This window comes from Achromobacter sp. 46006 (genome assembly GCF_059761975.1).
Genome location: NZ_JCBANN010000010.1, coordinates 63,467 through 88,765, shown reverse-complemented (window position 1 = coordinate 88,765; position 25,299 = coordinate 63,467). Strand labels below are relative to the sequence as shown.

General features: G+C 67.0%; 11 protein-coding genes. 3 read left to right on the top strand and 8 right to left on the bottom strand.

Annotated features, from left to right (window positions below):
- Positions 1–75: 75 nt before the first annotated feature.
- Positions 76–879 carry an aspartate dehydrogenase gene (locus tag AC6LKG_RS08160; RefSeq protein ID WP_498163849.1) on the top strand — a complete coding sequence of 268 codons (804 nt, stop codon included), beginning with the start codon at positions 76–78 and terminating at the stop codon, positions 877–879.
- Positions 880–1,006: 127 nt separating this feature from the next.
- Here the strand turns inward: AC6LKG_RS08160 and AC6LKG_RS08155 are convergent, their stop codons facing one another.
- Together AC6LKG_RS08155 and AC6LKG_RS08150 are read right to left on the bottom strand one after the other, a co-directional pair.
- A complete protein-coding gene (locus AC6LKG_RS08155) occupies positions 1,007–2,830 on the bottom strand; it encodes an ABC transporter ATP-binding protein/permease (protein WP_498163848.1) in 1,824 nt (607 codons plus the stop codon).
- A gap of 72 nt (positions 2,831–2,902) precedes the next feature.
- Positions 2,903–3,808: a LysR family transcriptional regulator gene (locus AC6LKG_RS08150; RefSeq protein WP_498163847.1), complete on the bottom strand. Its 906-nt coding sequence runs from the start codon at positions 3,806–3,808 to the stop codon at positions 2,903–2,905.
- A 131-nt stretch (positions 3,809–3,939) separates the two neighbouring features.
- Between AC6LKG_RS08150 and AC6LKG_RS08145 the strand changes: the two genes are divergently transcribed.
- Positions 3,940–4,776, top strand: a complete 837-nt coding sequence (locus AC6LKG_RS08145) for an amidohydrolase family protein (RefSeq protein WP_498163846.1) — start codon at positions 3,940–3,942, stop codon at positions 4,774–4,776.
- The gene (locus AC6LKG_RS08140; protein ID WP_498163845.1) at positions 4,773–5,762 is read left to right on the top strand and encodes a tripartite tricarboxylate transporter substrate binding protein; all 990 of its coding nucleotides are present in this window, start codon (positions 4,773–4,775) and stop codon (positions 5,760–5,762) included. Before AC6LKG_RS08145 ends, AC6LKG_RS08140 begins: the two co-directional genes overlap by 4 nt.
- A gap of 104 nt (positions 5,763–5,866) precedes the next feature.
- Here AC6LKG_RS08140 and AC6LKG_RS08135 read toward each other — a convergent pair whose 3' ends face one another.
- The 6 genes from AC6LKG_RS08135 to AC6LKG_RS08110 form a co-directional block, all read right to left on the bottom strand.
- Complete coding sequence (locus tag AC6LKG_RS08135; protein WP_498163844.1) at positions 5,867–7,129, bottom strand: hypothetical protein; 1,263 nt, start codon at positions 7,127–7,129, stop codon at positions 5,867–5,869.
- Positions 7,130–7,139: 10 nt separating this feature from the next.
- Positions 7,140–8,096 (bottom strand): hypothetical protein, encoded by a 957-nt coding sequence (locus tag AC6LKG_RS08130; RefSeq protein WP_498163843.1) that lies wholly within the window; start codon positions 8,094–8,096, stop codon positions 7,140–7,142.
- 10 nt (positions 8,097–8,106) lie between these two features.
- Complete coding sequence (locus AC6LKG_RS08125; protein WP_498163842.1) at positions 8,107–20,229, bottom strand: Ig-like domain-containing protein; 12,123 nt, start codon at positions 20,227–20,229, stop codon at positions 8,107–8,109.
- A gap of 69 nt (positions 20,230–20,298) precedes the next feature.
- Positions 20,299–21,624: an HlyD family type I secretion periplasmic adaptor subunit gene (locus AC6LKG_RS08120; RefSeq protein ID WP_498163841.1), complete on the bottom strand. Its 1,326-nt coding sequence runs from the start codon at positions 21,622–21,624 to the stop codon at positions 20,299–20,301.
- Positions 21,621–23,780, bottom strand: a complete 2,160-nt coding sequence (locus AC6LKG_RS08115) for an ATP-binding cassette domain-containing protein (RefSeq protein WP_498163840.1) — start codon at positions 23,778–23,780, stop codon at positions 21,621–21,623. The genes AC6LKG_RS08120 and AC6LKG_RS08115 overlap by 4 nt, the downstream gene beginning before the upstream one ends.
- Entirely contained in the window at positions 23,777–24,970 is a 1,194-nt protein-coding gene (locus AC6LKG_RS08110; RefSeq protein ID WP_498163839.1) for a TolC family protein, read from the bottom strand. Before AC6LKG_RS08110 ends, AC6LKG_RS08115 begins: the two co-directional genes overlap by 4 nt.
- Positions 24,971–25,299 lie beyond the last annotated feature (329 nt).

Genomic DNA, 25,299 nt, shown 5'->3' with positions numbered 1-25,299 from the left:
GACCCTGCCGGCGATCCGCCAACGGCCGGCCTCCCACAACCGCGCGGCGCGCCGCGCCCTCTTCCGGAATCTTCCATGAACAGTTCCCGCGTCGGCATCGCCGGCTTCGGCGCCATCGGCCAGGCCGTGGCGCACTCCCTGGATGCCGGCCTGCCCGGCCTGACGCTGGCCGCGGTGGCGGTGCGCGATCCCCAGGCCGCGCCCGCGGTGGCCTGGCGCAACGCCAAACCGGTGTTCACCACCATCGGCGAACTGGCGGAACATTGCGACGTGGTGGTCGAATGCGCGCCCGCCGCCGTGTTCCGCGAGTTGGCCGAACCGGTCCTGCGGGCCGGCAAGAAGCTGGTGGTGCTGAGTTCCGGCGCGCTGCTGCGCCACGATGACCTGATCGAGCTGGCGCGCCGCCACCATGGCCAGATCATGGTGCCGTCGGGCGCCATCCTGGGCCTGGACGCGATCACCGCCGCGGCCGAGGGCGAGATCCACTCGGTCACGATGATCACGCGCAAGCCGGTGCGCGGTCTGCTGGGCGCGCCCTACCTGGTCGACAACAACATCGATATCGACGGCATCACCGAGCCGCGCCTGATTTTCCGCGGTTCGCCGCGCGAGGCGGCGGTGGGCTTCCCGGCCAACCTCAACGTGGCCGTGAGCGTGTCGCTGGCCGGCATCGGCCCGGACCGCACCACCCTGGAGATCTGGGCCGACCCCACGCTGGAACGCAACGTCCACCGGGTCGAAGTGGTGTCCGATTCGGCTTCGTTCTCGATGGAGATCCAGAACATTCCGTCGGCCAATCCCAAGACCGGCCGCATCACCGCCCAAAGCGTGATCGCCGCATTGCGCAAGCTGACCGGCCCGCTGCGCGTGGGCACCTGATGGCGCGGCGGCGCCGCGCGCGCCGCAGGACGACACCGCGCCATGCCGCCACGGCGACCGCCGCCGGGTGGCCGCCGCGGCGGCGTGCCTCGTGGTCACCCGAAGCGCCTTTCGGGGTGGACAAGCCTTAAGCCGCCGCCCGGGTGCGCGCCGCGCCCGCCTGCGCCGCCTGGGTCCAACCGCCCGCCCCATCCAGGTCCAGGCGATGGGTATGGAAGGCGTCGAGCGTGCCACGATGGCCGACACTGACCAGCATGGTGTCCGGCAGTTGCTCGCGCAGCAGGCCATAGAGCAGGTGTTCCAGCCCTTCGTCGGTGGCCGAGGTGGCTTCGTCCAGGAAAACGATGGCGGGCCGGTTGAACAACACGCGGGCAAAGGCCACGCGCTGCTGCTCGCCGATGGACAGGATGCGCGACCAGTCCGCCTCGTGATCCAGCCGCCCGGCCAGGTGCGCCAGGTTCACCGCCCGCAGGGCTGCCGCCAGGCGCGCATCGTCGCCGTCGCGCGCCTGGCCCGGATAGGCCACCGCGTCGCGCAACCGGCCCAGTGGCAGATAGGGTCGCTGCGACAGGAACAGCGCCGCCGCCCCCTGCGGCCGCCGCACGGTGCCGCGCGCGTAGGGCCACAGGCCCGCCAAGGTGCGCAGCAAAGTGGTTTTGCCGCTGCCCGACGGCCCCTTGATCAGCAGGGCCTGCCCCGGCCGCAACGCCAGGTCCAGCCGCCGCAACAGGACTCGGCCGTCCGGATGCGCCACCTCCAGGCCGCGCAGTTCCAGCGCGTCGGCCAGGGGTTGCGCCTCGATCGCCGGCAGCGCGCGCGCCGCCGCGTTGGCATCCAGGAATCCGGCCAGGCGGTTGAGCGTGGCGCGGTATTGCGCGAACGAATCATACGAGGTGCGAAAGAACGACAGCGAGTCCTGCACCTGGCCGAACGCCTGCGAGGTCTGCATCACGTCGCCCAGCTTGATCGCGCCGCTGAAAAAGCGCTGCGCCTGCAAGAGGAACGGAAACACCACCGCCACCTGGCTCACAACCAGGTTGAAACCATCGAACTTCAGGCCCCGGTAGACGCGCGCCCACAGGTTGGCGATGTAGGCCGAGAAGCGCGCCCAGAGCGTGGCGCGCTCGACCGCCTCGCCCTGGTAGAAGGCCACGTTCTCGGCGTTTTCGCGCAGGCGCAGCAAGGCGTAGCGAAAGTTGGCGGTCAGGCGTTCGGACAGGAAGTTCAAGCGGATCAGCGGCCGGCCGATGCGGAAGGCGAACCATGTGGCGACCATCACGTACAGGTACACCATGAACACCATGGCGCGCGGAATCTCGACCCCGGCCACCGTGAGCGCGCCGGACAGGTTCCACAGGATCACGGTGAACGCCACCAGCGATACCATGGCGCTCAGCGCGCCGATCGCCAGGGTGCGCGAGCCGGTCACGAACATGGCGATGTCCTGCTCGATGCGCTGGTCGGGATTGTCGACCGGCTGCTCGACGAAATGACCGCGATAGTAGGCGCGCGCGCCCAGCCAGTCAGAGGTCAGGCGGTCGTTGAGCCAGACGCGCCAATGGATGTCGAAAGCCTGGCCGGCATAGCTGTCGATCAGCGTGCGCACCACATGAACCGTGGCCAGCACCGAGAATATGCCCAGGAAGCGCCAGAAAGCGGCGGCGTCGAGCGCTTGCAGGGCGCTGTAGAAACCGTTGTACCAGAACGAAAACAGCACGGTCATGCGAACCGAGAACATCGCCAGGAACAGCAGCGCCGCCAGCGTCAGCAACGGGCGCCAACTGCGCCGCGGCGTCAGGTAGGGCCAGGCCAGGCGCCAGAACTTGCGTCCCCAGTCGGTCCAGCGCGACAAGGCCAGCGCCACCAGCGCCAGCGCGACGGCGCTGATGCCGAACGCGCGCGCCATCCACCACGCGCTTTGCCACAACTGCTGCTGCCAGTCCAGATTCATGAACAGTCCCCTGATGCCGTCTATTTATTGTTAGAACGGCAGGGGCGTTCCGGTTCCGGCCGGAACGGCGTCTTAAGCGTGGCTTAAGGGTTCGGCGGCGCCCAGGTCGAGATGGGCGAACAGGTCCGCCAGCGTCGGCACCGAGCGGGCCGGCCAGATGGCGCTCAGGTCGAAGCTGGGCAGGCGTTCGCCGTCGCGCACCTCGCAGAAACGCACGCCGCGGAAATCCATCGAGCGGATCCAGCTTGGCAGCAGCGCCACGCCGCAGCCGCCGGCCACGCAGGCCAGCACGGTCAGGGTGCGATTGGCTTCCTGCGCCACCTGGGCGTCGTGGCCGCCCTTGCGCATGGCGTCGAGAATGCCGGCGTAGAAGGCCGGCAACTGCGATTGGGGATACATCACCAGGCCGGCCCGCGCGATCTGCGCCATCGAGACCTGGCCGTCCGGCGCCACCTCGAATTCGTCCGGCACCGCCGCCACCAGGCGGTCGCGCAGCAACTGGCGTTCGCGCATGCGGCCGCCCACCGCCACCGGGGTGTGCATCAGGCCGATGTCGATCTCGCCGCGTTGCAGCGCCTCGGCCTGTTCGGCGTTGCTCATCTCGCGCAGGATCACGCGCACCCCGGGCGCCTGGCGCCGCATCTCGCGCAAGGCGCGCGGCAGGGTGTCGAACAGGGCCGACGACACCAGCCCCACCGTCAACTGGCCGGCGCTGCCGCGGCCGATTTCGCGGGCGCGGCGCGCGGCGGCGTCGATGCGGGCGATGCTGGCGCGCACGTCTTCCAGAATGGCCAGGGCCGCCGGGGTCGGCGTGGAACCCTGGCGCGAGCGCTCGAACAGGCGCACGCCCAGGTCTTTTTCCATGCGGCCCAGGGCCTGGCTCAGGGCCGGCTGGGCGATGCCGAGCCATTCCGAGGCGCGGCTGACGCTGCCATGGTCGACCACCGCGAGGAAATAGCGCAGATGCCGGGTTTCCATATCAATCCAATATGAATAAAGCGTTTTTCCAGAATAGAAAACTATACCCCGGCTGCCTAGAATCCCGCTCACAGAACCTTAATGAGGCGTGCCCGCCCCGGACCACGCACGCAGGATTGCAGGAGACAGCTTTGCCCCCCTCGGTCACCGGCCCCGCCGTCGACACCCACGCGCACGTGTTCCGCCAGGGCCTGGCGCTGGCGGACACGCGCCGCCACACGCCCGACTACGACGCCACGCCGGCCCAATATCTGGGCCTGCTGGACGCGCACGGCCTTTCGCATGGCGTGCTGGTGCAGCCCAGCTTCCTGGGCAACGACAACAGCCACCTGGTCGCGGCGCTGCGCGCCGAGCCGGCGCGGTTGCGCGGGGTGGCGGTGGTCGCCCCCGGCATCGATGACGCCGCCCTGGGCGGACTGGCCGCGGCCGGCGTGGTCGGCATACGCCTGAACCTGATCGGTCTGGCCCTGCCCGACCTGGCCGCGCCGGCGTGGCGCCAGTTGCTCGAACGCGTCAACGCGCTCGGCTGGCACGTCGAGGTGCACGTGCAGGCGGCGCGGCTGGCGGATCTCCTGCCCGCCCTGCTGCAGGCCGGCTGCCGCGTGGTGGTGGACCACTTCGGCCGCCCCGATCCGGCGCTGGGCGTTGCCGACCCGGGCTTCCAGTACCTGCTGCGGCAAGCCGCCGGCGGCCAGGTCTGGATCAAGCTGTCGGCCCCCTACCGCAACTGGAGCGGCCCGGCCTGTGCCGCCTCCGGCCGCGAGGCCGCGCGGCGATTGCTGGATGCCTGCGGCCCCGAGCGCCTCATGTGGGGCAGCGACTGGCCCCATACCGAGCATCGCCACCTGGCGTCCTACCCTGCGGCCACGCGGTGGCTGGACGACTGGATCGACGACCCCGCCCAGCGGCGCGCCGTGCTTGCCGACACGCCGTTGCGACTGTTCCAATTCCAAGGAGACTCCCGATGACCCCTCTGATCAAACGCCTCGCGCGCCGCGCCAGCCTGCTGGCCGCCGCCGGTGTGCTGGCCGGCGCCGCCGGCACGGCCAGCGCCGCCTATCCCGAGCGCCCCATCACGCTGGTCGTGACCTACCCGCCCGGCGGCACGGTCGACGTGGTGGCCCGCCTGATCGGCCCCAAGCTGGCGGCCGAACTGGGCCAGCCGGTGGTGATCGAGAACCGCGGCGGCGCCGGCGGCATGATCGGCGGCGCGGCGGTCGCCAAGGCCCAGCCCGACGGCTACACGCTGATGCTGGACGCCTCCAACCACGCGCAGAACGCGGCGCTGCACACCAGGATGCAGTTCGACACGCTGACCGCCTTCGCGCCAGTGTCGTTGTTGCTGCGCGTGCCCAACGTGCTGGTGGTAACGCCGTCGTATGAAGTGAAGACGGTGGCCGACCTGATCCGCCTGGGCCAGCCCGGCGCCAAGGAGCCGGTCTACTTCGCCTCGGCAGGCCCTGGTTCGGCCCAGCACCTGGCTGGCGAACTGTTCAACCTGCTGGCCAAGACCCAGTTGCAGCACGTCGCCTACAAAGGCGGCGGTCCGGCCATGATCGACGTCATGTCGGGCCAGGTGCCGGTGATGTTCGCCAGCATGGGCTCGGCCTGGCAGCACGTGAAGAACGGCAAGCTGCGCGCGGTGGCCGTGGGCGGCTCGGAACGTTCCAAGGCGGCGCCGGACCTGCCCACCATCGCCGAGTCGGGCGTGCCCGGCTACGAAACCTACGAGTGGAACGCGGTGTTCGCGCCCGCCGGCACCCCGCCGGAAATCATCAATCAGGTTTCGCAGGCGCTGGCCAAGGTGCTGAAGGACCCGCAGATCGCCGAACAGCTCGCCGGCATCGGCGCCGAACCCATCGGCTCGACCCCGGCCGAACTGGACACCTTCCGCCGCGCCGAGATCGCGAAGTGGCAGCGCGTGGTCAAGGAAGCCGGCTTGAAAATGGATTGAGTACGGGCGGGCGCTTGCCCGCCAACCGGATTGCCGGTCCTGGGCGCCCCACGGGGCGCCTTTTTTTGAGCAACCGGAGTCGTTTCACAATCGTGTCGTGCAGCTCACGTCGCCGCCGCGGCCGGCGAATGGCGCTGCTCCAGCAGCACGCGAATGACCTGCAACTGCGCGTCGAATGCCTGCAAGCGCGCATCCTGATGCGCGCTGACCGCCTGGTTCCAGGTTTGCAACGATTCCAGCAACAAGGGAGCCTGGGCCAGGCGCTCCACGCATTGTTCCAGCACCAGGCCATGCGCCTTCTGCGTATCGGCGGCGCTGGTCAGTACCTCGGTCGTGCGCCGCAGGTCAACCGATCCCTGGGCCGAGGCGTCCGTCAATGCCCGTGTCGCGGTGATGATCGCATCGATGCGCTCGAACAACGCCGCCAGATTGTTTTCGAGCGAGGCGGTCCGCGCCTTGGTGTCGTTCACTTGCGCAAGGGCGGCCTCCTGCCAATCGCCCACCTGACTGAGCTGACGCTGCAAAGCCTCTTGAGAGCGCAGCGATTCGCCTTGGCGCTCTCCCAACCGCTCGATCAGTTCTCCCAGGTGGTGCACTTGGCGCGACAGCATCTCCTCGGTCACCACATCGGCCTGCGCCAGGCTGAAATGACGGTTGCGCTCATCGAACAATTTCAGCATGAACTTGCGCACTGCCCGCAGATAGCTCTCGACCTGTCCGCGCAACAGCACCATCATCAGACCCAGCAGAATCGACCCGATCAAGCCGAACAGCGATGCCGCGAAAGCGGTGCCCATGGCGACCAGCGGACTCTGCAACTGCGCCACCATGCGGCCGAAGACCTGTTCGATCTGGGTCTCACCCAATCCGCTGGTGTCGAGCTGCGCCAACATCGTGCCGATGTCGCCAAGGGTGTAGATCAGGCCGATGAACGTCCCCACCAGCCCCAGCGCCACCATCAGTCCGACCAGGAAATCGGGCAGAGCCTGCGCCTGATAAACCCTGATGCGAAAGTCATGGATGTCTTTTTCGATGGCATCCTGTTTCAACGCCAGCGTGTCCTGGCGCAGGACTATCTTCCCGAGGGTGGTGTTCTGCACAAACGGCATGCTGTGCCAGTCGACATCGCGATCCTCGACCGCGGCGCTGAATCGCGCCAGGGCCTTCCAGCGGTTATTGATGCGCAGGCTCAGGTAGGAAATGATCACCGCGCCGACGACGATACCCGCCATGATTACAAAAGTGATGGCATGGCCCGACCCGAGCGCCAACTTCATGAACTCGGGCCAGATGATGACCGCGAGCAGCGGCACCAGCAACGGAGCGATGACCTTGGCTACATGCCAGCGGAATGACAGGAATTTCATGATGGGTTCCTCAGCGTTCAACGGAAACGGACACGGACATGTCCTTTTGCCCAACTGGTGCCTGGGTCATCTGCATCCGAATCCGCGCGGAGGAGATATTTCGTTTCATCAAATAATCCTTGATAGAAATTAGGTAGAACAATGCCGTGCGCCTGTTTTCGGTCAACGCGTAGTTCGGCACGTAAATCATCACATTGATGTTGTCGCGGCTGTCGGGCTGGTTCTCGAGCTGCTTGAGCGCGCGCTGCAATTCGTCTTCGATGCTCTGGACGAATTGGCGGTCTCCTTCGGGCAGCGTCGGCCCGAATTTATCCGTCGGTTTCGGCTCGCCCGACGGCGCTGGCTTGGTGGCCTTGGCCTCATGGCGGGCCGGGGTCTCCGGCTGCAACAACGCGGCGTTCTTCTTGCGCAGATTGGCGTTTTCTTCCCGCAGCACCTCGTTTTCGCGACGCAGCGCCGCCCGCTCCGCCTCGGCGGCCGTATTGCCGTCGACCGGCAGCGTTCGAGCCTCGCTTGCCGGGCTCCCGGCCCGCAGTGTGCCGTCAGGCGTGACCGCCGCGGCAGGGTCCTGCTCCTGTGGCGCGGCGGAATCACGAGGCACCGGCACCACAGCGGCGGGGTCCACCGGAACGGGCCGTGGCGCCTCGGCCGGTTCCGGCACAGTCGGCACGACACTGTCCCGAACCGACCCGGCATCCGCCGCGTCGGGCAGGACTGGAGGGTGCCCCCCGCCGGCGGCTTCCGTCGCCGTGCCTTCGTCAATCTCGCCTTTGCCCGCGGATACCGCCTTCAGCTCCCTGAGCTGCTCCACCAACGCGCGCTGCACCGCCATCTTGGCCATCAGGCTGCCGAACATCCCCAGCGACATGGCCAACACCACGATGACGAAAACCAGCGCCAGCACCAGGTTCGAGAAGGCGTCGACGAAGCCCGGCCAATAGTTGATCTTTCCAGATTCGCTATGCATGCCAGGTACCTCAGATGACCGGATGGGCGTTCGAACGCAGCGCCCCTTCCAGGTCAAGCGTGACATGGGTGTCGACAATCACCTGCAATTGCCTGTCGGCGTCGGTGAACACCGTCAGATGACGGTCTTGCGCCATATCAATCGTCCCGTCTTGCTGCCACTGGCTCGCTGAAACCGCGTCGCCGAACTTCAGCACGTCATGCTCGCCGCCCAGCACGACCATTTGGTGATAAGACGTGTTGAGCAACGGACTGCCACCCAGGAAGGCGGCCGCGCCGATATCGGCTTGCTGCACGTCCCGGGCGTTCACCACCAGCGTGTTGCCGTTGGCATGGGCCGCGCCATCGGCGTCCAGGTTGACCAGGTTGATGGTGCCGTGGTCGCGGGAGAAATTGATATGCTGTCCGTCGCCGACGACCTCGACCTGCTTGTCGATGATGCCAAAGGCGCCATTGGCCAGGAACGTCATGCCGGCCTTGCCGTCTTCCAGCGGGTTGGCCGCGGCTTCGCCCGCCTTGATCACCGCCGCCGACAGCGTATGGCTGTTGCCGTCGTCGATCGACAGGCCGAAGGAAAATTCCGTGCCATGCTGGGCATCGACGACGGTGGCATTGCCCAGCACCGCAGCGTCGAACTGCGCGAAGCCGGTCAGGCTTGCAAAGTCCCTATCTCCTGGCTTCTGCACGCTGATTTGCCAATCCTCGGCCCGTAAATTGCCGTTATTACCCTGGAACAGCGTGGAATCCAGATAGTGCCACCCTGCGTCCAGGTGCAGCGAAGCATATTGCGCATGGTCCAAGCCGGTGTCCGGGGACAGCAGCGTATGGCCGTCCACCTTGAGCTGTACATGGTCGAACCGGGTGCTGCCGCGGAACAGCCAGGTGCCGGCCTCGCCCTGCTCGACATGGAACCAGCCCGAGGCCCGGCCCACCATGGAGAACGAAGTGGCGACCACGCCGCTATCGTAGCGGTGGGTGGGGTCGTACAGCACGCTATCCGTCATGCGCGACACGACCGGCGCCGTCGTCTCCGTCAGCGCCAGCGCACGTTCGAAGGTCCGGTTTGCATCCGCGGGAAGGTTCCAGAACTGCAAGCGCAGCCCGTCCGCCACGCGATGCGCGGTCTGGTCCACCACCTGCAAGGTCTCGTCCTTTGCCAGCGGCGCGCTCAAGGAGTAGTTCAGCGTCACGGCGTGTTGCTGGTCCGTGGCTCCCAAGGCCGCCGCCTTCTCGTCCGGACCGGTCTGGACGCCTCGGATCACGCTGAACGCGGATTCTCCCGGACGGCGCCAAGAAATCGTCAACGAGCCGGGGCCGCCGGTATTGCCCGCGTCGACCCGGAGGTAGTGCCAACCCGCGTCCAGATTGATGCCGGCCTGCAAACCGTTGGCCCCGAACGAGCGCTGAGCCATCAGCCGTGCGCCATCGACGCTGACGATTTCGAAATCGTCCACGCGCGGCGAACGGAATTGCCAGAGGCCAACCTGCTCGGGATCCACATGGAACCAACCGCTACCCACGTAGTTGGCCACCGTGGAATACGGAATCCCCGGAAGAAAGGCGCTGGAATAGGTGCCGAAGCCGAGCTGCGGCACTTGCGACCAGCCGGTGGGCGCGAGGTTCGCGGTCGCCCTGAGGTTGGGGAGGTCAGGCGATATCGCCCTGTTCATGTTCCAGGCGAACACCGAGAATCCCTGGGTATCCAGCGCCACCGCGTTGCCCAACGACGACTCGCCCTCCCGCACTCCGGTCAACGTGATGGCCGGGGTGTACGCCACCACATCCAGCCCGAAGGACGGCGAGAAGGGGCCATCGATGCCAGCCTCGCTCTTGACCACGGCCTTCAACTCGTGATGGCCATTGCCGATCCCGGTGGAGGTATAGGTCCAGCTGCGGCCATTGGCGCCAACCGTGGCGTAGCCAACGAGGGCATCGGCGTCATACAGCGCAACGCGTTCGCTACCGATCAGGGCGCGGTCCAGATCACCGCTCACGATGAGCGCCGACGCGGCCACCCGGGAGTCAGGCACCAGGCTGTGCAGCCCATCCGGCTGGATCGCCGACACGGAGAGAATCGTGGCAGCCGTGGCAAGGCTGGATTCGTCCAGGAGAATCGAGACCGACTGCGTCGCGGCGATGCGCGCGTGCGTCGCACCCTCAACCTGCAGTGTCAAGGTCTGCTCGCCAACGCCCAGCGGCAAGGCCGCATCGGGCGTGAATTGCCAGCCGAAGCGCCCATCCTCGCGCGCCGCGTCCTGCACCTGCGCATCGCCCAGGCGCACGGTTTCACCGTTCAGCGTGCGATACACGCCGAGCACTTCGCCGTTGCCGAGGGCGTGGACCAGCGAGCCGCTCAGCGACTGCCTCGTATCCGTGCGATTGACGAGATCGTCGATGCGGATGGCATCGGCATCCAGCACCTGGATCGGATACACCTCGGGCGTGACGCGGTTGGAAACCGGAACCGGCTGTTCGTTGATGCGCAGGGTGAATTGGTGATCGCCCGCGCCCAACGCTTCCGGTCCGTTGTACCACCAGCGCGTGCCGGCAACCGAGGCCGTGCCCAACAACGAGCCATTGTCGAACACCTGAACGATATCGCCAGCGCGGGGCGCCAGGGCCAGGGTGCCGAAAATCCCGACGCGGCCACTGCCCAGGCTCTGGCCGGGCCGGACACTTTGTCCCATCAGCGTGTCGAAGGCGCTGCCCGCGACCAGCATTACTGTGGGCGGCAAGGCGACCACGGCCTGGATCAGCCCCGCCTGCAATGGGTCGGGCGCGGCGTCATGCACATTCACCGGCACAAGCCCGAATACCAATGGAGTAGTCAAGGAATTGCCGGCGCCCACCAGCGATACCTTGAAGTTGTGCTGGCCATTGGACAGCGCCTGGTCAATGGCGAACCGCCAGCCCAGGTCGTCCTCAAGGGAGGCCCGACCCAGTATCCGGTCGCCATCACGGACCTCCAAGTATTCACCGTTGACCAACGGCGCCGCCAGTTTGCCGCTGATCACGAACAGGCGGTCGACGGTGTTCGCCTCCACCGCGTTGCCCTCGGGCGTTTTGACCTCGATATCGTTGAGCGCCAGCAGGCGGAAGCTGTAGACCGCCGAACGGGGGCCGTGCGCCGAACCGTCGGGCGCCGGATACACCGGGCCGACCGATGCGGCGTTGTCCACCGTGGCGAACAGGCGGACGTCGCCGAACGCCATGTCCCGGTCGCTGCGCCATGTCCAGTTGGTGCCGGTGACGGTGGCGTCCCCCAGATAGGTGACCGCGCCTCCCGCGCCCTCCTGCCAGATGCGCAGCACCTGCGCGTTGGTCAGCGCTGCGCTGAGCCTGCCCGACACCAGCGGACGCGGGTAATCGATCGCGCCATTGAGTGGCACGTTGCCGATCACCGGGCCGTCATCGTCGCGCACCTGCGTGATCGTGACGGTCTGCGCGGGAATGCTGCCGTCCTTGATGAAGGAAACCTGATGCTCGGCCTGGACGGCCGCGGTATTGGTTTCGACCACGGCCACCGTCAGGGTGTGCCGGCCGTCGGCGAGCGGTGCCGAAGGCGTGAAACTCCAACGCAATGGATCGGCCGCGTCCAGTTGCGCGCGGCCCAGGACGGTGGTCACGCCATTCACGGTATCCGACACCTCCAGGTGCTGGAGGCCGGCACGCACCGGCGCCCCCAGTTGTCCCCGGATGACCGGCGTGGCGTCATCGGTCAAGGAAGCGGCGCTCTCCAGCACATTGCCCCGAATGACGCCCGTGCGATCCTCCACCGTCGTGATCGCGATATGCTGGACCTGGAAGTTCGCGACTGCGCCGAACAAGTCGTCGGCGATACCCGTCAGCCGGTTTTCCGGCATCGCGGTCAGCGTGTAGCCGCCAAAGGGCAGCGGTGTCTTCAGGCGGAATTCCCACGTGGTGGCATTCACCATCTGCGCCACGCCCAGGCGCGTCTGCGCGCCACCGGGGGCCTGTCCAAACACCACGATCTGGTCCACCGGCTCCAGGGCTCCCTGGATGCTGCCGCGCAGCACCGGCAATGGATCGGAGATCGTCCCATTGGCGCTGACCACATTCTCGCCCGAGGTATCCGCCAGGCCGGTGATCCCCACAATGGCAAAGGACTGCGGGCCCTCGCCCTGGCCGACGAAGCTCCATGTCGCCTGCGCGGCCAACGCCGGCTCTGCGCTGGCGTCGTTGGCGTCGGCGCCGGGCGGCAATATCGCCACCGAGAACTGATGCGTCCCGCGTCCTTGTTGTACAGGCAGGCTGTAGCTCCACTTCAAGCCTGTCACCGTAGCCTGCCCGAGGACCGCGCCATCGCTGCGAACCTGCACCACGGCGCCGGCTGGCAGCGCAGCCGCCAATCCGCCCGTCAACTCGACGGCGCCCTCATGGGTGAACAGTGCGAATTGCCCCGCCGCCAATGCCATCGCGTCGGCCGGCGCATCGATGGTGATCCCGGTCTGAGTGATATCCGTGCCCACCCAACCGCCGTATGACGTATTCGGATGCAGCAGACCGAGCGGTCGCACCGTCACCGAGTACGTACCGGGAACCTGCGCCCACATTGCATAGGACCAGTTCTGCCGCGTGGCGTCCAGGCTGGCCAACCCGACGTCCTTGTCGTTGATCCTGACCATGGCCCCCCACCCTTCTTTCACCGGCGCGGACGTCGTGCCGCTCAGCATCGTCAAGGCCTGGTCGGTGACGATGATTTCCGCCTGGTCCAGCGTCAAGCTGAACTGGCCGTCGGCCGCGCCCACCGTGAAGCTCACCGATTCGCTGGCTGGCACCGCGGCGATCCGCTGGCCATTGCGCAGCAACGCATACCCGACCTGATGCAGGCCGGAATCCAGGTCATCGGAGAGATCGAAGTTCCATTGGCCGTCCTGGTCGATGGCCACCGTGCCTGCCGCCGTCCCATCGACCAGCACCCGTACGGTCAGGTTCTCAAGATTGTCGGTAGTCACCACGCCGCTCAGTCTCGGACGCTCGTTGGTGACATGGTCCTGTGCGGTCACCCCTTGCACCGATATCGGCGACAGGGATACGAGGTTGACGTCGACCGGCGCCGACCACACCACGTCCTGGCTGTCGGCGCGGTTCTCGACGGCGGCCAGCAGATGACTCGTCCCCGCGGGCAACGCGACGTCGAGCTGCAAGGCCCAGGTGCTGCCGGACGCCGCCGCATTGCCCAGGAAGTGCCTGGCGCCGGTGCTGTCCTGCAAGTACACGCGCACCACTTCGTCGGCGTTCAGCGCCTGCGCCAGGGTGCCCGACAGACGCGGAAGCGCATTGTCGAGGACGCCGCCACCGCTCAACACGTCAACGCTGGCTGCGCCGCTTCCGACCTGCACGGCGCCAATGGTGACGGCATGTCCCGGCCGCAAAACCGAGACGGCGACATCCGGCGTCAGCGTCGAGATCAGCGAAGTGCCGTCGGTGGCCTGCAGCACGGCACTGAAGCGCCCGGTACGCTGCGCAAGGTCCTCCTGCGGGGAAAACGACCACGAAACACCGTCGGTATCGATAGTGGCCTCGCCGAGGCGGGCGCCGCCATGGAAGATAGCGATGGTCTCGCCGGCCTTGAGCGGCGCGGCAAGGTGTCCTTTCAAGGTCGGGCGCAAGTCATCGGTTCGCAGAATGGTCGTCGTCGCCTGCGACTGGAACAGGTCGCCGGTCACGCCGCCCTTTTGGTCGACCAGTGACGTAATGCTCAGTTCCTGTTCGGCCACGATGAATTCCGGGGAAACCGGGCCACGCAAAGTGTCCGGCTGTGCCCGATTGACCACGCGCGCGGTGAAGACCGTATCGCCGAAAGGCAGCTCCCGGTCGACCTGGAAAGTCCAGGTCGCGTTGGCGGCCAACGTCGCATAACCCAGGAACTCCGGGGCGTCCTGCCCCGCCATCTGTCCATATATCGCGACGCTGCGGCCTCCCGTCAAGGCCGCGGAGACGGAACCCCTCAGTTGGGGCAAGGGATCGTCCGACGAAACGGCGGATGGATTGTCCCCCGTGAAGGACGGCCCCGCCGCCCGATTGTCGCGCGCCCGGCTGATCGTGACCGTTTCAACCGGCGCCTCATTGTCGATATGCACCGAGTACGGCGCGGACGCCACGCGCCTTTCGTTGCCGGCGGCATCCATGACGTACGCCGCGATAACGTGGTCGCCTTGGGCCAGCGCTTCGTCGTTTTCCAGGTTATATCCCCAAGCGGACTGGGGTTCCCCTGCCGTGCCGACGAACTCGGCGGCGCGCTTCTGTCTCACGCCATCGACGGCGATCCAGAGTTGCTCCCCGGGCGCCAGCGACGTGCCCAGGTGGCCGGTGATGCGCAATTCGCCCGTGATCGACGTGCCATTGAGATCAGCCGTAAGAATGTTCGTCTCGTCCCCCCCGGACGCCATGATGGCATCCAGGTAGACCTGCTGCACGTGGATGGGGAACACAGGCGAATCCCCTCCCACCTTGTCGGCGACCAGGTTCTCGACCCGGGCAAGGAAGCTGTGGGCGCCAGAGGCGAAGGCTACCGGGTTCTGGAAAGTCCACGCCGTTCCCGTCACGGTGGCCTGGCCCAGTCGTATCAATTGGCCGTCGACTTGCTCGTACAGCACCACGCCGCGCGTGGCGCCGTTGATCGGTGCGTCGATCGTGCCTTGCAGGATGCCGCGGGCATCATCCGTGCTGACGTCTTCGGCGAACACTGCCTGCAGATCGCCCACCTGGTCCTGGTAGCCGGTGATCGTGGCGGTCTGCTCCGGCGCCGCGGTGTCCACCGTGAAGGTCGTCCTGGCCACCGCCAGCGCGGAACGCGAGGACATGTCCTCGATACGCACCAAGACTTCGTATTCCCCCTCTCTCCAGACCTGCTGCACGCCGCCACGGGTCGGCAGGGCGAAGCTCCAGTCGAGCCCGTTCTGCTCAAGGGTGGCGACGCCGAGCGGCGTGGCGATGGGTTCGCCTTCCGCCTTGGCATAGACCGTCACACGCTCGCTGGCAAGCAGCAGGGGCGCGCCCAGCGAGCCGCGCAGCGTTACCGTATTGTCGCCCGTGCCGTGCCTGTCCCGAACCAGGACGTTGAAGCCGCCTTCGTGTTCGATGATCCCGGAGAGCGTGATGTTGTTGACGTTGACGGAGGTCGACAGCGTATTGCTGACCAACCCCGAGTTCACTGCCACCACCCGCGCCGAGATCGTATTCAGGCCGTAGGGCAGCTGGCTGCCGACGGTGTAGGTCCAGTTTGCACCCGTAGTCGTGGCCACCCCCAGCCTGCGCTCGGCGCCGCCACTCAGCGCAGCAAACACCTGTACCTGCTGGCTCGCATCCAGGGCCGCGCTCAGGGTGCCGCTGACGACCGGCGTGCGATCATCCATGCTGGCCCGCTGATCCACCACGACACCCCTGCGAGAGCCGTTGGCGCCATTGTTGTCGGTGACCGCCAGCGTCATGACCCGTTGGGTGACCGGGGTGCTGGTGCCATCGACCGTGATGGGCGGCACCGAGGCCGAAAACAGGACCTGGGCGTTCGCGCCGGCGACCAGCCGCTCGACCCGCACCTGCAGCCCGTGCACGCCGTTGCGCAGTTCGGTCCCCGGGTTGAAAACCCAGGACGAGCCGGTCACCGTGGCCGTGCCCAGCAGGCTGACCGGGCCGCCGTTTTCCGAGTCGTAGACCGCGACACGCTCGCCGGGCCCCAGCGGCATCTCGAGCCGACCGGACAGTTGCGGGCGCAGATCGTCGGTGATGGGCGGCTGGGTGAACACGGCCGCATCCAGCACGTTGCCTTGCAACGGCCCCACCGCGTCCTGGACCACGGTGAACGTGATCCCATTTTCCCTGACCGTGAAGGCCTGGCCGCGGGGGCCCGATTCGCCGTTCGCCCGATTGACGACCTGGGCCGAGAAGGTATGCTCTCCCGGCGCCAGGTTGGTGCCCGGCTGGAAGCTCCATCTGCCGTCGGCGCCCACCGTGGCCACGCCCAGCACGCCTTCGGACGTCGTGCCGTCGGGGCGAACCAAGTTGTCGACGACCTGCACCACGCGCGACGCCAGCAGGCTTTGCACGCCCACCAATGTGCCCGAGATCAAAGGCTGGCGGTCGTCGGTGCTCTGGTTCGCGGCCAGGGGGCCGACAAAGCCATTCACGCCCAGGAACTGATCGCGCACCGCGGAGACGTTGGCGGACTCGGTCGGCACGCCGTCGTCCACCACGATGACACGGTCCGCTGCCAGGCGAATCTGGCCGCTGGCGACGTCGACGATCTGCGCAGACAACGTCGATTGGCCATCCGGCAACAGGCCTTGCCCATCGCCCGCGGCGTCAGTGGAAAACTGCCACGCCAGCCGGCCGTCGTCGGTCGGCGTGAGGGTGGCCTCTCCCAGCACGGTCAGATCGGCGCCGTGCCGTGACACGATCCGCAGCACTTCATCCTGGCCCAGGGTCGTGCCAAGGCTGCCGCGCAGGATGGGGCCCCTGTCGTCGGTCACGAAGGGTTCGGCGCCGGCCAGCACATTGCCCCTGATGGAGCCGACGGAATCCTCGAGGTTGGTGAAGGTCAGGCTGTTGATGCGCAGATTGAATTCGGCGCTTCCCGGCCCCATCGCGCCCCCCACGTTGACCACGCCGGCGCTCAGGTTGTAGTCGCCCTCGGGCAGGGCCGGCTGGACGGTCAGCGACCATGCCAGGCCGGACTCGTCGACGACTGGACGGTAGGTGAAGAAGCGTTCGGGATGGTCGGCATCCTCGACCAGAACCTGCATGGTCTGCCCGGGACGCAGCGGTGCGGAAAGCCTGCCGGACAGGGTTGGCGTGGTGTCGTCGGTGGAGGCGCCGCTGGCGATCATGCCCATATAGACGCCCACGTCGTCCAGGACCTGGTCGATCGTCACCGCCTGGTCAGGCAATTCCGTGCTGACAACCACGGTCGGCGTAACCGCGCTGAGCAGCGGCACCCGCGATCCGTCCGGTCCGGACAGTTCGATCACGGCGCGCAGGCGATGCTCGCCATCGCCCAGTTGTTCATCGTCACGGAACGCGAAGCGCCAGGTTGCGCCGGCGCCATCGTCCCTTGGCGTGACCTCGGCCGTGCCCACCAGCCTGGGTTCGCGGCCATTGGCCACATCGTAGAGCGAGACGCGTTCGTCGGGCAGCAAGGGCGCGGCCAACGCACCTGTCAGGATCGGGCGGCCGTTGTCGGTAACCCGGTTCGGGATCTCCAGCAGGTTGACCGACGTCACGCCGGGGATGACCACGCCTTCGAACGAGATGGATTGCACGTTCACGTCCCAACTGCCCCAGTTGGACTGGGCGCCCGGGGTGGTCTCGTCGACCCCTTCGGGATAGTGCGGCGAATAGGCATTCGCCCCCGGTGAAAACACCTTGACCTCGATGTGATTCAACCCCAGATCCATGTCGCCGACCGGCGTGAACGACCATTCCTGCGCGTCGGGCGCCACGTTCACGATACCCAGGGTCTTGGGGGCTGCTGCCCCTTCGAGAGTGCTGATCACGACCAGCACCTGATCGCCCACCAGCGGCTCGCTGATTCTGCCGCTCAGCGTCAGGCGCCGATCGTCCGTACTCATATTGGGGCCCAGCGCCCCGGCGAAGTCATAGGAATCGGCGTCACCGACATTGTCGGTGACAGTCACGATCTGCACAGCCTGCGTGGGCGGCAGGCCGACCAGCTCGCGGGCGGAGAATTGGTAGGGGGCAGCCACCGAATCGGTGGCATTGCCGGCCACGTCGTTGACGCGCGCCAGGATGTCGCCGACGCCATGCCGGGAGAATCCGACCTCGGCGCTCCAAGTTGCCCCGTCCGCCGAAATTTCGCCCAGGATCCAGTTCACGCCACCATCGACCGATACCATCACCCGGTCATCGTCGGTCGTGGCTCCCCGCAGCGTCCCGCGAATCGTCTGCGAGGCCTCCGTGAACAGGAAAACGCCGGGCAGCGAACCGCCGGCGAACGGCGCGCTGATACTGTCGATGGACGCCACAGCCGCGTCCGGCGGCGTGACGTCCAGGATGAAGTCGTGCGAGGCGCCCGCCAGCGTCAACGGCTGCTCGCCATTGACGCCAGACACCGTCACGCGGGTCTGCAGTTTCGGCGCTTCCTCCGACGGGGTGCCGTCCAGGCGCAGCGAGTCGGATACCCAGGTGCCGCCGGTTCCGTCCGCGGCCGGCGTGGCCTTGGTGGCCACCCAGGTGTTGCCGCCGTCTGCCGAGACCTCGATGCGAGTATTGGGGCCCAGTACACCGAGATAGGTGCCGGACACCGCCTGCACCGGTTGGTTGGTGATGAAGTCGCTGGGCGAGACACCCGTGTCGGCGCTCAGGTTGGTGATGCGGTCGACATCGACGCTCACCAGCCCGTACGTGTGCGGTTCGGAGCGCGCGACCAGCCCGCCGTCGTCGTCGGCGAGCGCGGCGAACAGGCGCTTCACGCCATCGTCGCCCAGGGTCATGTCGCCATAGTCCTGCGCGCGCAGCACCACGCTGGCAGCGTCAACCTCCTCCTGCGACAAGACATGCGATGCGACCTTCTGGCCATCGAACAGATAGAGCGCCACCGTCTGGCCAGCGGCGACGTGGGTGGAATCGGGGTCCCAGCTTACCGTCACGGAGGGCTGCTTATCCTTGCCGATCATGTCCAGCGTGGGACTGACGGCCTCTGAGGCATCCGTGAAGACGGCGGTGACGGCGGCCCAGGGCGCCTCTGGCAGCTTGAAGGCCTCGAAGAGCGAGCTATCGACCAACTGGCCCATCAGCTTATTGGCTTCCTGCATGGCGGCCAGCAGAATCGCGCCCTCGACCGTGGAGGCCAGATGCAGGGCGCCGTCGGCGTCCGCCGCCAAGCCGCTGGTCAGGAGATGCAGCGAATTCTCGAGCGCGCCGGAGGCCGCGTCCAGGCCCGTCAGGCTGGCCAATACCCTGCCGTAGACCTGAGCGCCATCCGCGGCCGCCGCGAAGTTGTTCGCGTTGATGGCCATCACCGGCCCGAGGATGTCGAGGATCTGTACATCGTCCTGCGTGAACTGGGTCGCGAGCCTGGCGACCGCGGCCATCATCTCGTTGACTTGTTCGACCGTCACCGCGCCGTCCAATGGCTGCGTTGGATCGGCCGATACCCCCGCCAGCAGGCGGACGGCCAATTCGGTCAGCGGCGTCACCGAGATCGTCAGTTGGGATTGGCCCTCCGCGCGATAGCCGATCGCGTTCAAGGTCGGGAAGTCGGAGCTGGCAAACTGCTCGGCCTGGGCCGGGGTCATGCCCTGCGACAATGCCAGCGCCTGACGGTATTCATCGATGAAGCCCAGGCCATCGCGCGCCTGGTCGGACATCACCACCCGCACGAACCCGACATAGTCGCTGGGCAAGGTGGCGCGGTAGGCCACGACCTGGCCATCGGCGCCCACCGTCAGTTCGCCCTGCCCCAACTGCCCGCCCTGGCCGTCATAGAGCATGACCGACAGCGTCTGAGCATGGTTGAGCACACCGGCCGCGAGGCCCCCGGTGACCTGAATCGTGGACGGCCCCGGCGCGGGCGTGGCGTCATCCGAAGGCGCTCCACCGGGGGCATCAGGCACGGTATTGGCGGGTGGCTGGTTGGACGGACTTTGTTCGTCCTGGCTGCTCTTCTTGCGGCTGGACAACCCCAGCGCCAGCCCCGCCAGGCCGACCAGGCCGAAGATCCAGCCGTATTCCTGATACCAGGCGGGCGGTTCCTCAGCGCCCTTGTCCTCCTTGCCGGCCGTCGATTCCGGCCCGCCGTTGCCCAGAGCAACCGACTGCGCCTGGTCCGTGGCGCCTCCGGTGTCCTGCGACGTCGGATCGGAACTGGGAACCCCCAGCGCTTCAGAGGCGTCCTTGAGCGTCACGTTGTCGATGTCGACCTTGGTGAACAACTCCGTGCCGACAAGCTCCTGGTCCTCGAACTGCAATTGGGGAGACGGCTTCTCAAGCACCTTGAGGGCCAGGCCCGGCAGCAGCAATCGGCTGCCGTCCTGCATCAAGGCGACCAGGTCGACGCCGACGATCGTCATCGCCTTGACGTCGGCCAACTTGAAGTTCAGCGCAATGCGGCCATTCTTGATTGTGACAGGTAGCGTTTTGAGTATGTTCTTCATGGTGATATATCAGCGAGCGAAGCGGGTTGCAATACGAGGTACGGCACGCCGCGGACAAGTATCGGGAGATCAGCGTTCGCCTAGCGACTGCTGCAATCCCTTGGTAATGGGTTTGGCGAGATACTGGAGCACCGTGCGCTCTCGCGCCTTGATGTCCACCGTGGCGGTCATGCCGGGACGGAGCCGGATCTGTTCGGTCGAGTGGCGCTTGAATTCAGCCTCGCGGATGAGGATGCGCACGCGGTAGTAATGCGACGGCCCCTGGCGAGTCTCTTCCTGCAGCACGTCCGGGCTGATGTAGCTCACCTCGCCGCGCATGACCCCGAAGATCGAGGAGTCGTAGGCGTCGATGCGGACGTTGGCGTCCTGGCCGACCTGCACGAAGGCGATATCGGCGGGGCTGACCCGCGCCTCGGCCAACAGGTCGCCACCGGTCGGCAGAATCTCCATGACGGTCTCGCCCGGCCGCACCACGCCGCCTATCGTGTTGACGCGGATGTTGTTGACGATGCCGTCCGCCGTCGCGGTCAGGCGGGTCTGCCCCAGCACCTGGTTCCGGTCCCGCAACTGCTCCGTCTGGCTGGTCAGGTCTTCCTGCGCCTTGGTCATTTCGGCCTGCGCGTCCTGGAAGTACTTGTTCCGCCGGCTGGTCATCTGCGCTTCGATGTCGGCAACGGCGCGCTCCAGGCGCAGGATCTCCGCCTGGCTGACGTCGCCGGTTTTCACCAGTTTGCGATTGATGCCGAGCTCTTCGCGCGCCAGCGTGAGCATGTGCTCTTGCGCCGCCAGGTCTTCCTTGATCGCCGTTCGGCGCTTCTGATAGAGCTCGCGCTGATTGCGTATGTAGTCGTCGTAGCCCGTCAGGTCGGCCGGGAACTCGAGCCGTGTGCCATAGACCTCGGCATGCAGCCGGGCCAGCGTGATGCGCAGCGCCGCCACCTTGGCGTTGCTGTCGCTGACGGCGGCGCGGGCGCGCTCTTCCTGCAACGTCGCCAGCACGTCGCCGGCATGCACCACATCGCCTTCGCTGACGTGCAATTGCGCAATGACGCCGCCGTCGGGCGATTGGATGATCTGCGTGCGCGCCGAAGCGATGATCTGCGCGGGCGCGCGCGTGACCTGATCGACCTTGCCGACGGCGGCCCACGCCAGAAGCGCGCACAGCCCCGCAAACATGACGCGCAGGCACCGACGCGCGCGCCACTGCGGCAAGGCCAGCGAGAAGCCCGGTTCGCTGTCGCCGGCAATCGCCGGCGACAGCGCCGCCCCCAGCTTCTTGCCGATATGCCTGAGCTTGAGCGCCCTGCCGAGGTTCGCGGCGGCGCGGCCAACGGCCCGCGCGCCCCCCGCAGCGAGGCTCGCGCCGATCCGACGGTATTGCGGCATCCTGTTCATGCGCGCGCTCCCGCGGCCGCCAGCGAGGCGTTTGCGGCATTACCCTGCCCCGAACCCAGTTCGTTCAGGATGGCATCGCGTGGCCCGTCCCGGACGATGCCACTGCCGACCATGACGACGACGCGATCCATCAGCGGCAGCACGTTGAGCTTGTGCGTCACGATCACCAGCGTCGCCCCCGCTTGCGCCTCCTCGGCCAGCACGCTCAGGCAACGGCGCTCCTGCTCGTCATCCATCGAGGCGGTGGGTTCGTCCAGCAGGATGATGCGCGGCCGGCACAGCAGCAGGCGGGTGAATGCCACCAACTGCCGTTGCCCACCGCTCAGCCCGCGCCCGCCTTCCACGATGGGCCGGTCCAGCCCCTTGGGATGCGCCGCGACAACGCGGTCCATGCCCGTGCGATGCATGGCGTGCAGGATGGCTTCGTCGCCGGGGTCCGGCAACCCGATCAAGAGGTTTTCGCGCAAGGTACCCTGGAACAGCCGGTGGTCTTGCTGCAGATAGCCGATCTGGCGGCTGAGCGCCAGGCGGCTGATATGGGACATATCCAGCCCATCCAGCAAGACACGGCCCGACTGCGGCACGTACATGCCCGTCAACACCCGCAGCAGGGTCGACTTGCCCGAGCCGATCGGCCCGACCACGGCGATGCGTTCGCCCGGCTGGATGTGCAGGCGCGGCACGCGCAAGGCCAATGGGTTCTCGCCATAGGCGAAGGACACGTCCTCGAGCGTGAAGCGCCCTTCGATCCGTTCTGGCACCAACGGCCGCCGCACTCCGTGGTTGTCGGTCTTGAGCTGATAGAGTTTTTCCAGGCCCTCCTCGGCCGCGCGCGCATGGGCATGCTGGATCATCAGGCCGGGCATGCCCAGGATCGGGTTGAGGATGCGTCCACTGAGAATCGAGCAGGCGATCAGCGAACCGGTCGTCATCTCGCCATGCATGACCGTCAGCGCCCCCACCACGATCAACGATGCGTAGCTCAACTGCTGCACGGTGCCGCCCAGGTAGCCCACGTTCTCGCTCAAATGCCGCATGTTGAGATCGTTGGCGATGGTGCGCGCGCTGACGTCGAGCCAGCGCGACAGGAAGCGCCAGCCGCCGGCGCCGGCCTTGATGGTTTCCGCGCCTTCGACCGCTTCCACCAGCAGGCCGGTCTTGAGGTTCGCATAGGCGGCGCCTTCCTTGGCCTGCAGCGCGATGCGGCGTTGCGACGCCAGGCCGATGCCCAGCGCGACGAGCGCGAACGCCAGCAGCACCAGGCCCACGGCCGGCGTGGCCAGCGCCATCACGATCAGGACGAATACGACGGCCATGGGCAGATCGACCAACGCGAACAGCGACGATGCCGTATAGAAGGCGCGCACCTGTTCATAGCCGCGGATCTGCGCCGCCAGCGAGCCGACCGACGCAGGCATCTGGTCGACGCGCAGTTGCATGAGGCGCTGGAAGATATCGCGAGAGAGCATTCCGTCCACGCCGACCACCACGTGGTCCATGACGCGGGCGCGGGCGATCTTCACCGCCAATTCGATCAGCACGCTGATCAGCACCCCGGTCGCGAGCACGAACAGCGTGTACTCGCCATGCGTGGGAATCACGCGATCGTAGACCTGCATCGAGAACATCGATGTGGCCAGCGCCAACAGGCCGATCATGACCGAACCGCCGCAGGCTTCGATCAAGGCCCCCCGGTGCGGCCGGATCGCCGCATTGCGACGCGCGCGGAACGTGGCCGATTCGTCATCGACCAAGCTGGATTTCGCGTCGGCCGTGCCGGTTGCCGAACCGGCCAACGACACGCGCATGCAGTTTCCCGCCAAGGCGGCCCCGGTGACCGGCTGAATCGTCTGGCCGCATGCGACCATCCATTCGCCGTTGGACGCCAGGTCCGTCACGATGCCCCACCGGCCGCTCTCCAGATGGCATAGCAGCGGCAGGTGCGCGGGGTCCGGCCGGTCCAGGCGTGCCGGCGCAGCCACTCCCAGATGGCGGCACAACAGATCCAACTGACCGGCAGGATGCTGCGAGGCCCCGGTCAGATGCAGCCCCGCCCGCAGTTGCAGCGGGTCGAGCATGGTGCCCTGCAAGGTCGCCAGGCGTCCCAGCGCCCAGGCCAGCGATTCCAGCGACGTCATGTCCGGAGCCTGGTTCACGGCCGCAGCTCCGTTTCGCCCAGGCGCACCTGCAAGCGGTAGAACGCCGCGGCCAGCACCGCTTGGGAATCCGCGCAGGCATACTGGTTCTGCGCCAGTTCACGCACGGCATTCAACAGGTCGATCCAGGTCTTGCGGCCTGCGGTGAACTGCCGGGAATACGATTCCAGCACGTGTTGCGAGCCCGTGACCGCGCTTTGCAGCGCAAGCAGCTCGTTCTCTGCCGAGGCGAACTGATCGATATCGCCCAGTATGGCTTCGCGTTCTTCTAGATAGGCGGCGTCGACGGCCAGGTTGGACGCCGTCACGCGCTCGCGAATGGCGTCGGCTTCGACGCCGGTCGCGAGGCCCGCTCCCGGCGTGTAGCGGATGCCCACGAAGACCGAGGTGCCGCGATCGGACCCCGCGCCGGCATAGGCCTCCCCCAATGGCTTGTTGACGCGCAGATAGGCCGTCGGCCAGCGCTGCGCGCGCTTGGCCTCCAACTGCGCCTGCAGGACGGCCATGTCGCCTCGCGCCACCCGCACGGCGGCGCTCTCGTGCGCCTGTGCATCCACATCCAGCGACAGCAGGCGCCCCGACGCGGCCTTGAATGCGGAAGCGCCGGGCCAGGCGGCCAGCCTGTCGGCGTCCTGGTCCAGTCCGGGGACACCGGTCAACTGTTCCAGCCGCTGCGCGGCGCGACGCAGCGTCGATTGCGCCATGGTCATGTCGACTTCGGTTTGGCGCAGGCGCGACAGCGCCAGTTCGATGTCGACCGCCGGCGACGCGTCCATGGCGACTCTGCGACGTATTTGCGCCTCGTAGCCCCGCAGCCGTGCCATGGTTTCGCGCGACACAGCGATCTTGTCGCGTGCGCTGATGAGGGACTGCCAGGCGCCGATGACCTGCAACGCCAATTGCTGGCGTTGCCAGGCGACGCGCGCCTCGCCTTTGTTGACCGATTGCCGCGCCAGGTCGATGCCGGCATTGATCAGGCCGCCGTCCCAAAGCGTCTGCTCGAGTTGGGCGCCGCGCGATGCCGGGGAACCGGAAGAGGTCGAATGGGACTCCAGCGCCAGGGTGGCCGATGGCCACCAGCGGCGCTTGGCTGCGTCCACGTCGGTGCGAGCCGCGATCACTTCCTGGGCAGCACTGCGCACCAACGGATGTCCGGTGATCGCCGCATCGACCAGGGCCTGCAGTGTCACGGCCGGGCCTGACGTGGCCGCGGCGGCGGCGGTCGCCGCCGGCAAGACCGGTCGCCCGTCCTGCGCGGCTGCGCCGGCAGCGTCCGCCTGCCCAACCAGAACGGCCCCCAGGAGACCGCCAAGCCAAATACGCCATCGCATGGCGATCCCCCTCGCGCCCCATTGCCGGGCGGCATCCATCACCAACCCGCTCCCTAGCGACATGCCCGGTCCAAATCGCCATGAACGCGGCTGTCCTGACCCACGAGCCGAGGCGTGTCCAACACCAGGCAGTTCATTTTTTTCACTTTGCTCCGATCTATCCAGGAAGCCCGGGAAAAACATCCCCA

Bases quoted from the DNA above. Each gene is read 5' to 3' on its own strand.
- AC6LKG_RS08160 (WP_498163849.1), top strand. From the start codon at position 76: ATGAACAGTTCCCGCGTCGGCATCGCCGGCTTCGGCGCCATCGGCCAG.
- AC6LKG_RS08155 (WP_498163848.1), bottom strand. From the start codon at position 2,830: ATGAATCTGGACTGGCAGCAGCAGTTGTGGCAAAGCGCGTGGTGGATG.
- AC6LKG_RS08150 (WP_498163847.1), bottom strand. From the start codon at position 3,808: ATGGAAACCCGGCATCTGCGCTATTTCCTCGCGGTGGTCGACCATGGC.
- AC6LKG_RS08140 (WP_498163845.1), top strand. From the start codon at position 4,773: ATGACCCCTCTGATCAAACGCCTCGCGCGCCGCGCCAGCCTGCTGGCC.
- AC6LKG_RS08135 (WP_498163844.1), bottom strand. From the start codon at position 7,129: ATGAAATTCCTGTCATTCCGCTGGCATGTAGCCAAGGTCATCGCTCCG.
- AC6LKG_RS08130 (WP_498163843.1), bottom strand. From the start codon at position 8,096: ATGCATAGCGAATCTGGAAAGATCAACTATTGGCCGGGCTTCGTCGAC.
- AC6LKG_RS08125 (WP_498163842.1), bottom strand. From the start codon at position 20,229: ATGAAGAACATACTCAAAACGCTACCTGTCACAATCAAGAATGGCCGC.
- AC6LKG_RS08120 (WP_498163841.1), bottom strand. From the start codon at position 21,624: ATGAACAGGATGCCGCAATACCGTCGGATCGGCGCGAGCCTCGCTGCG.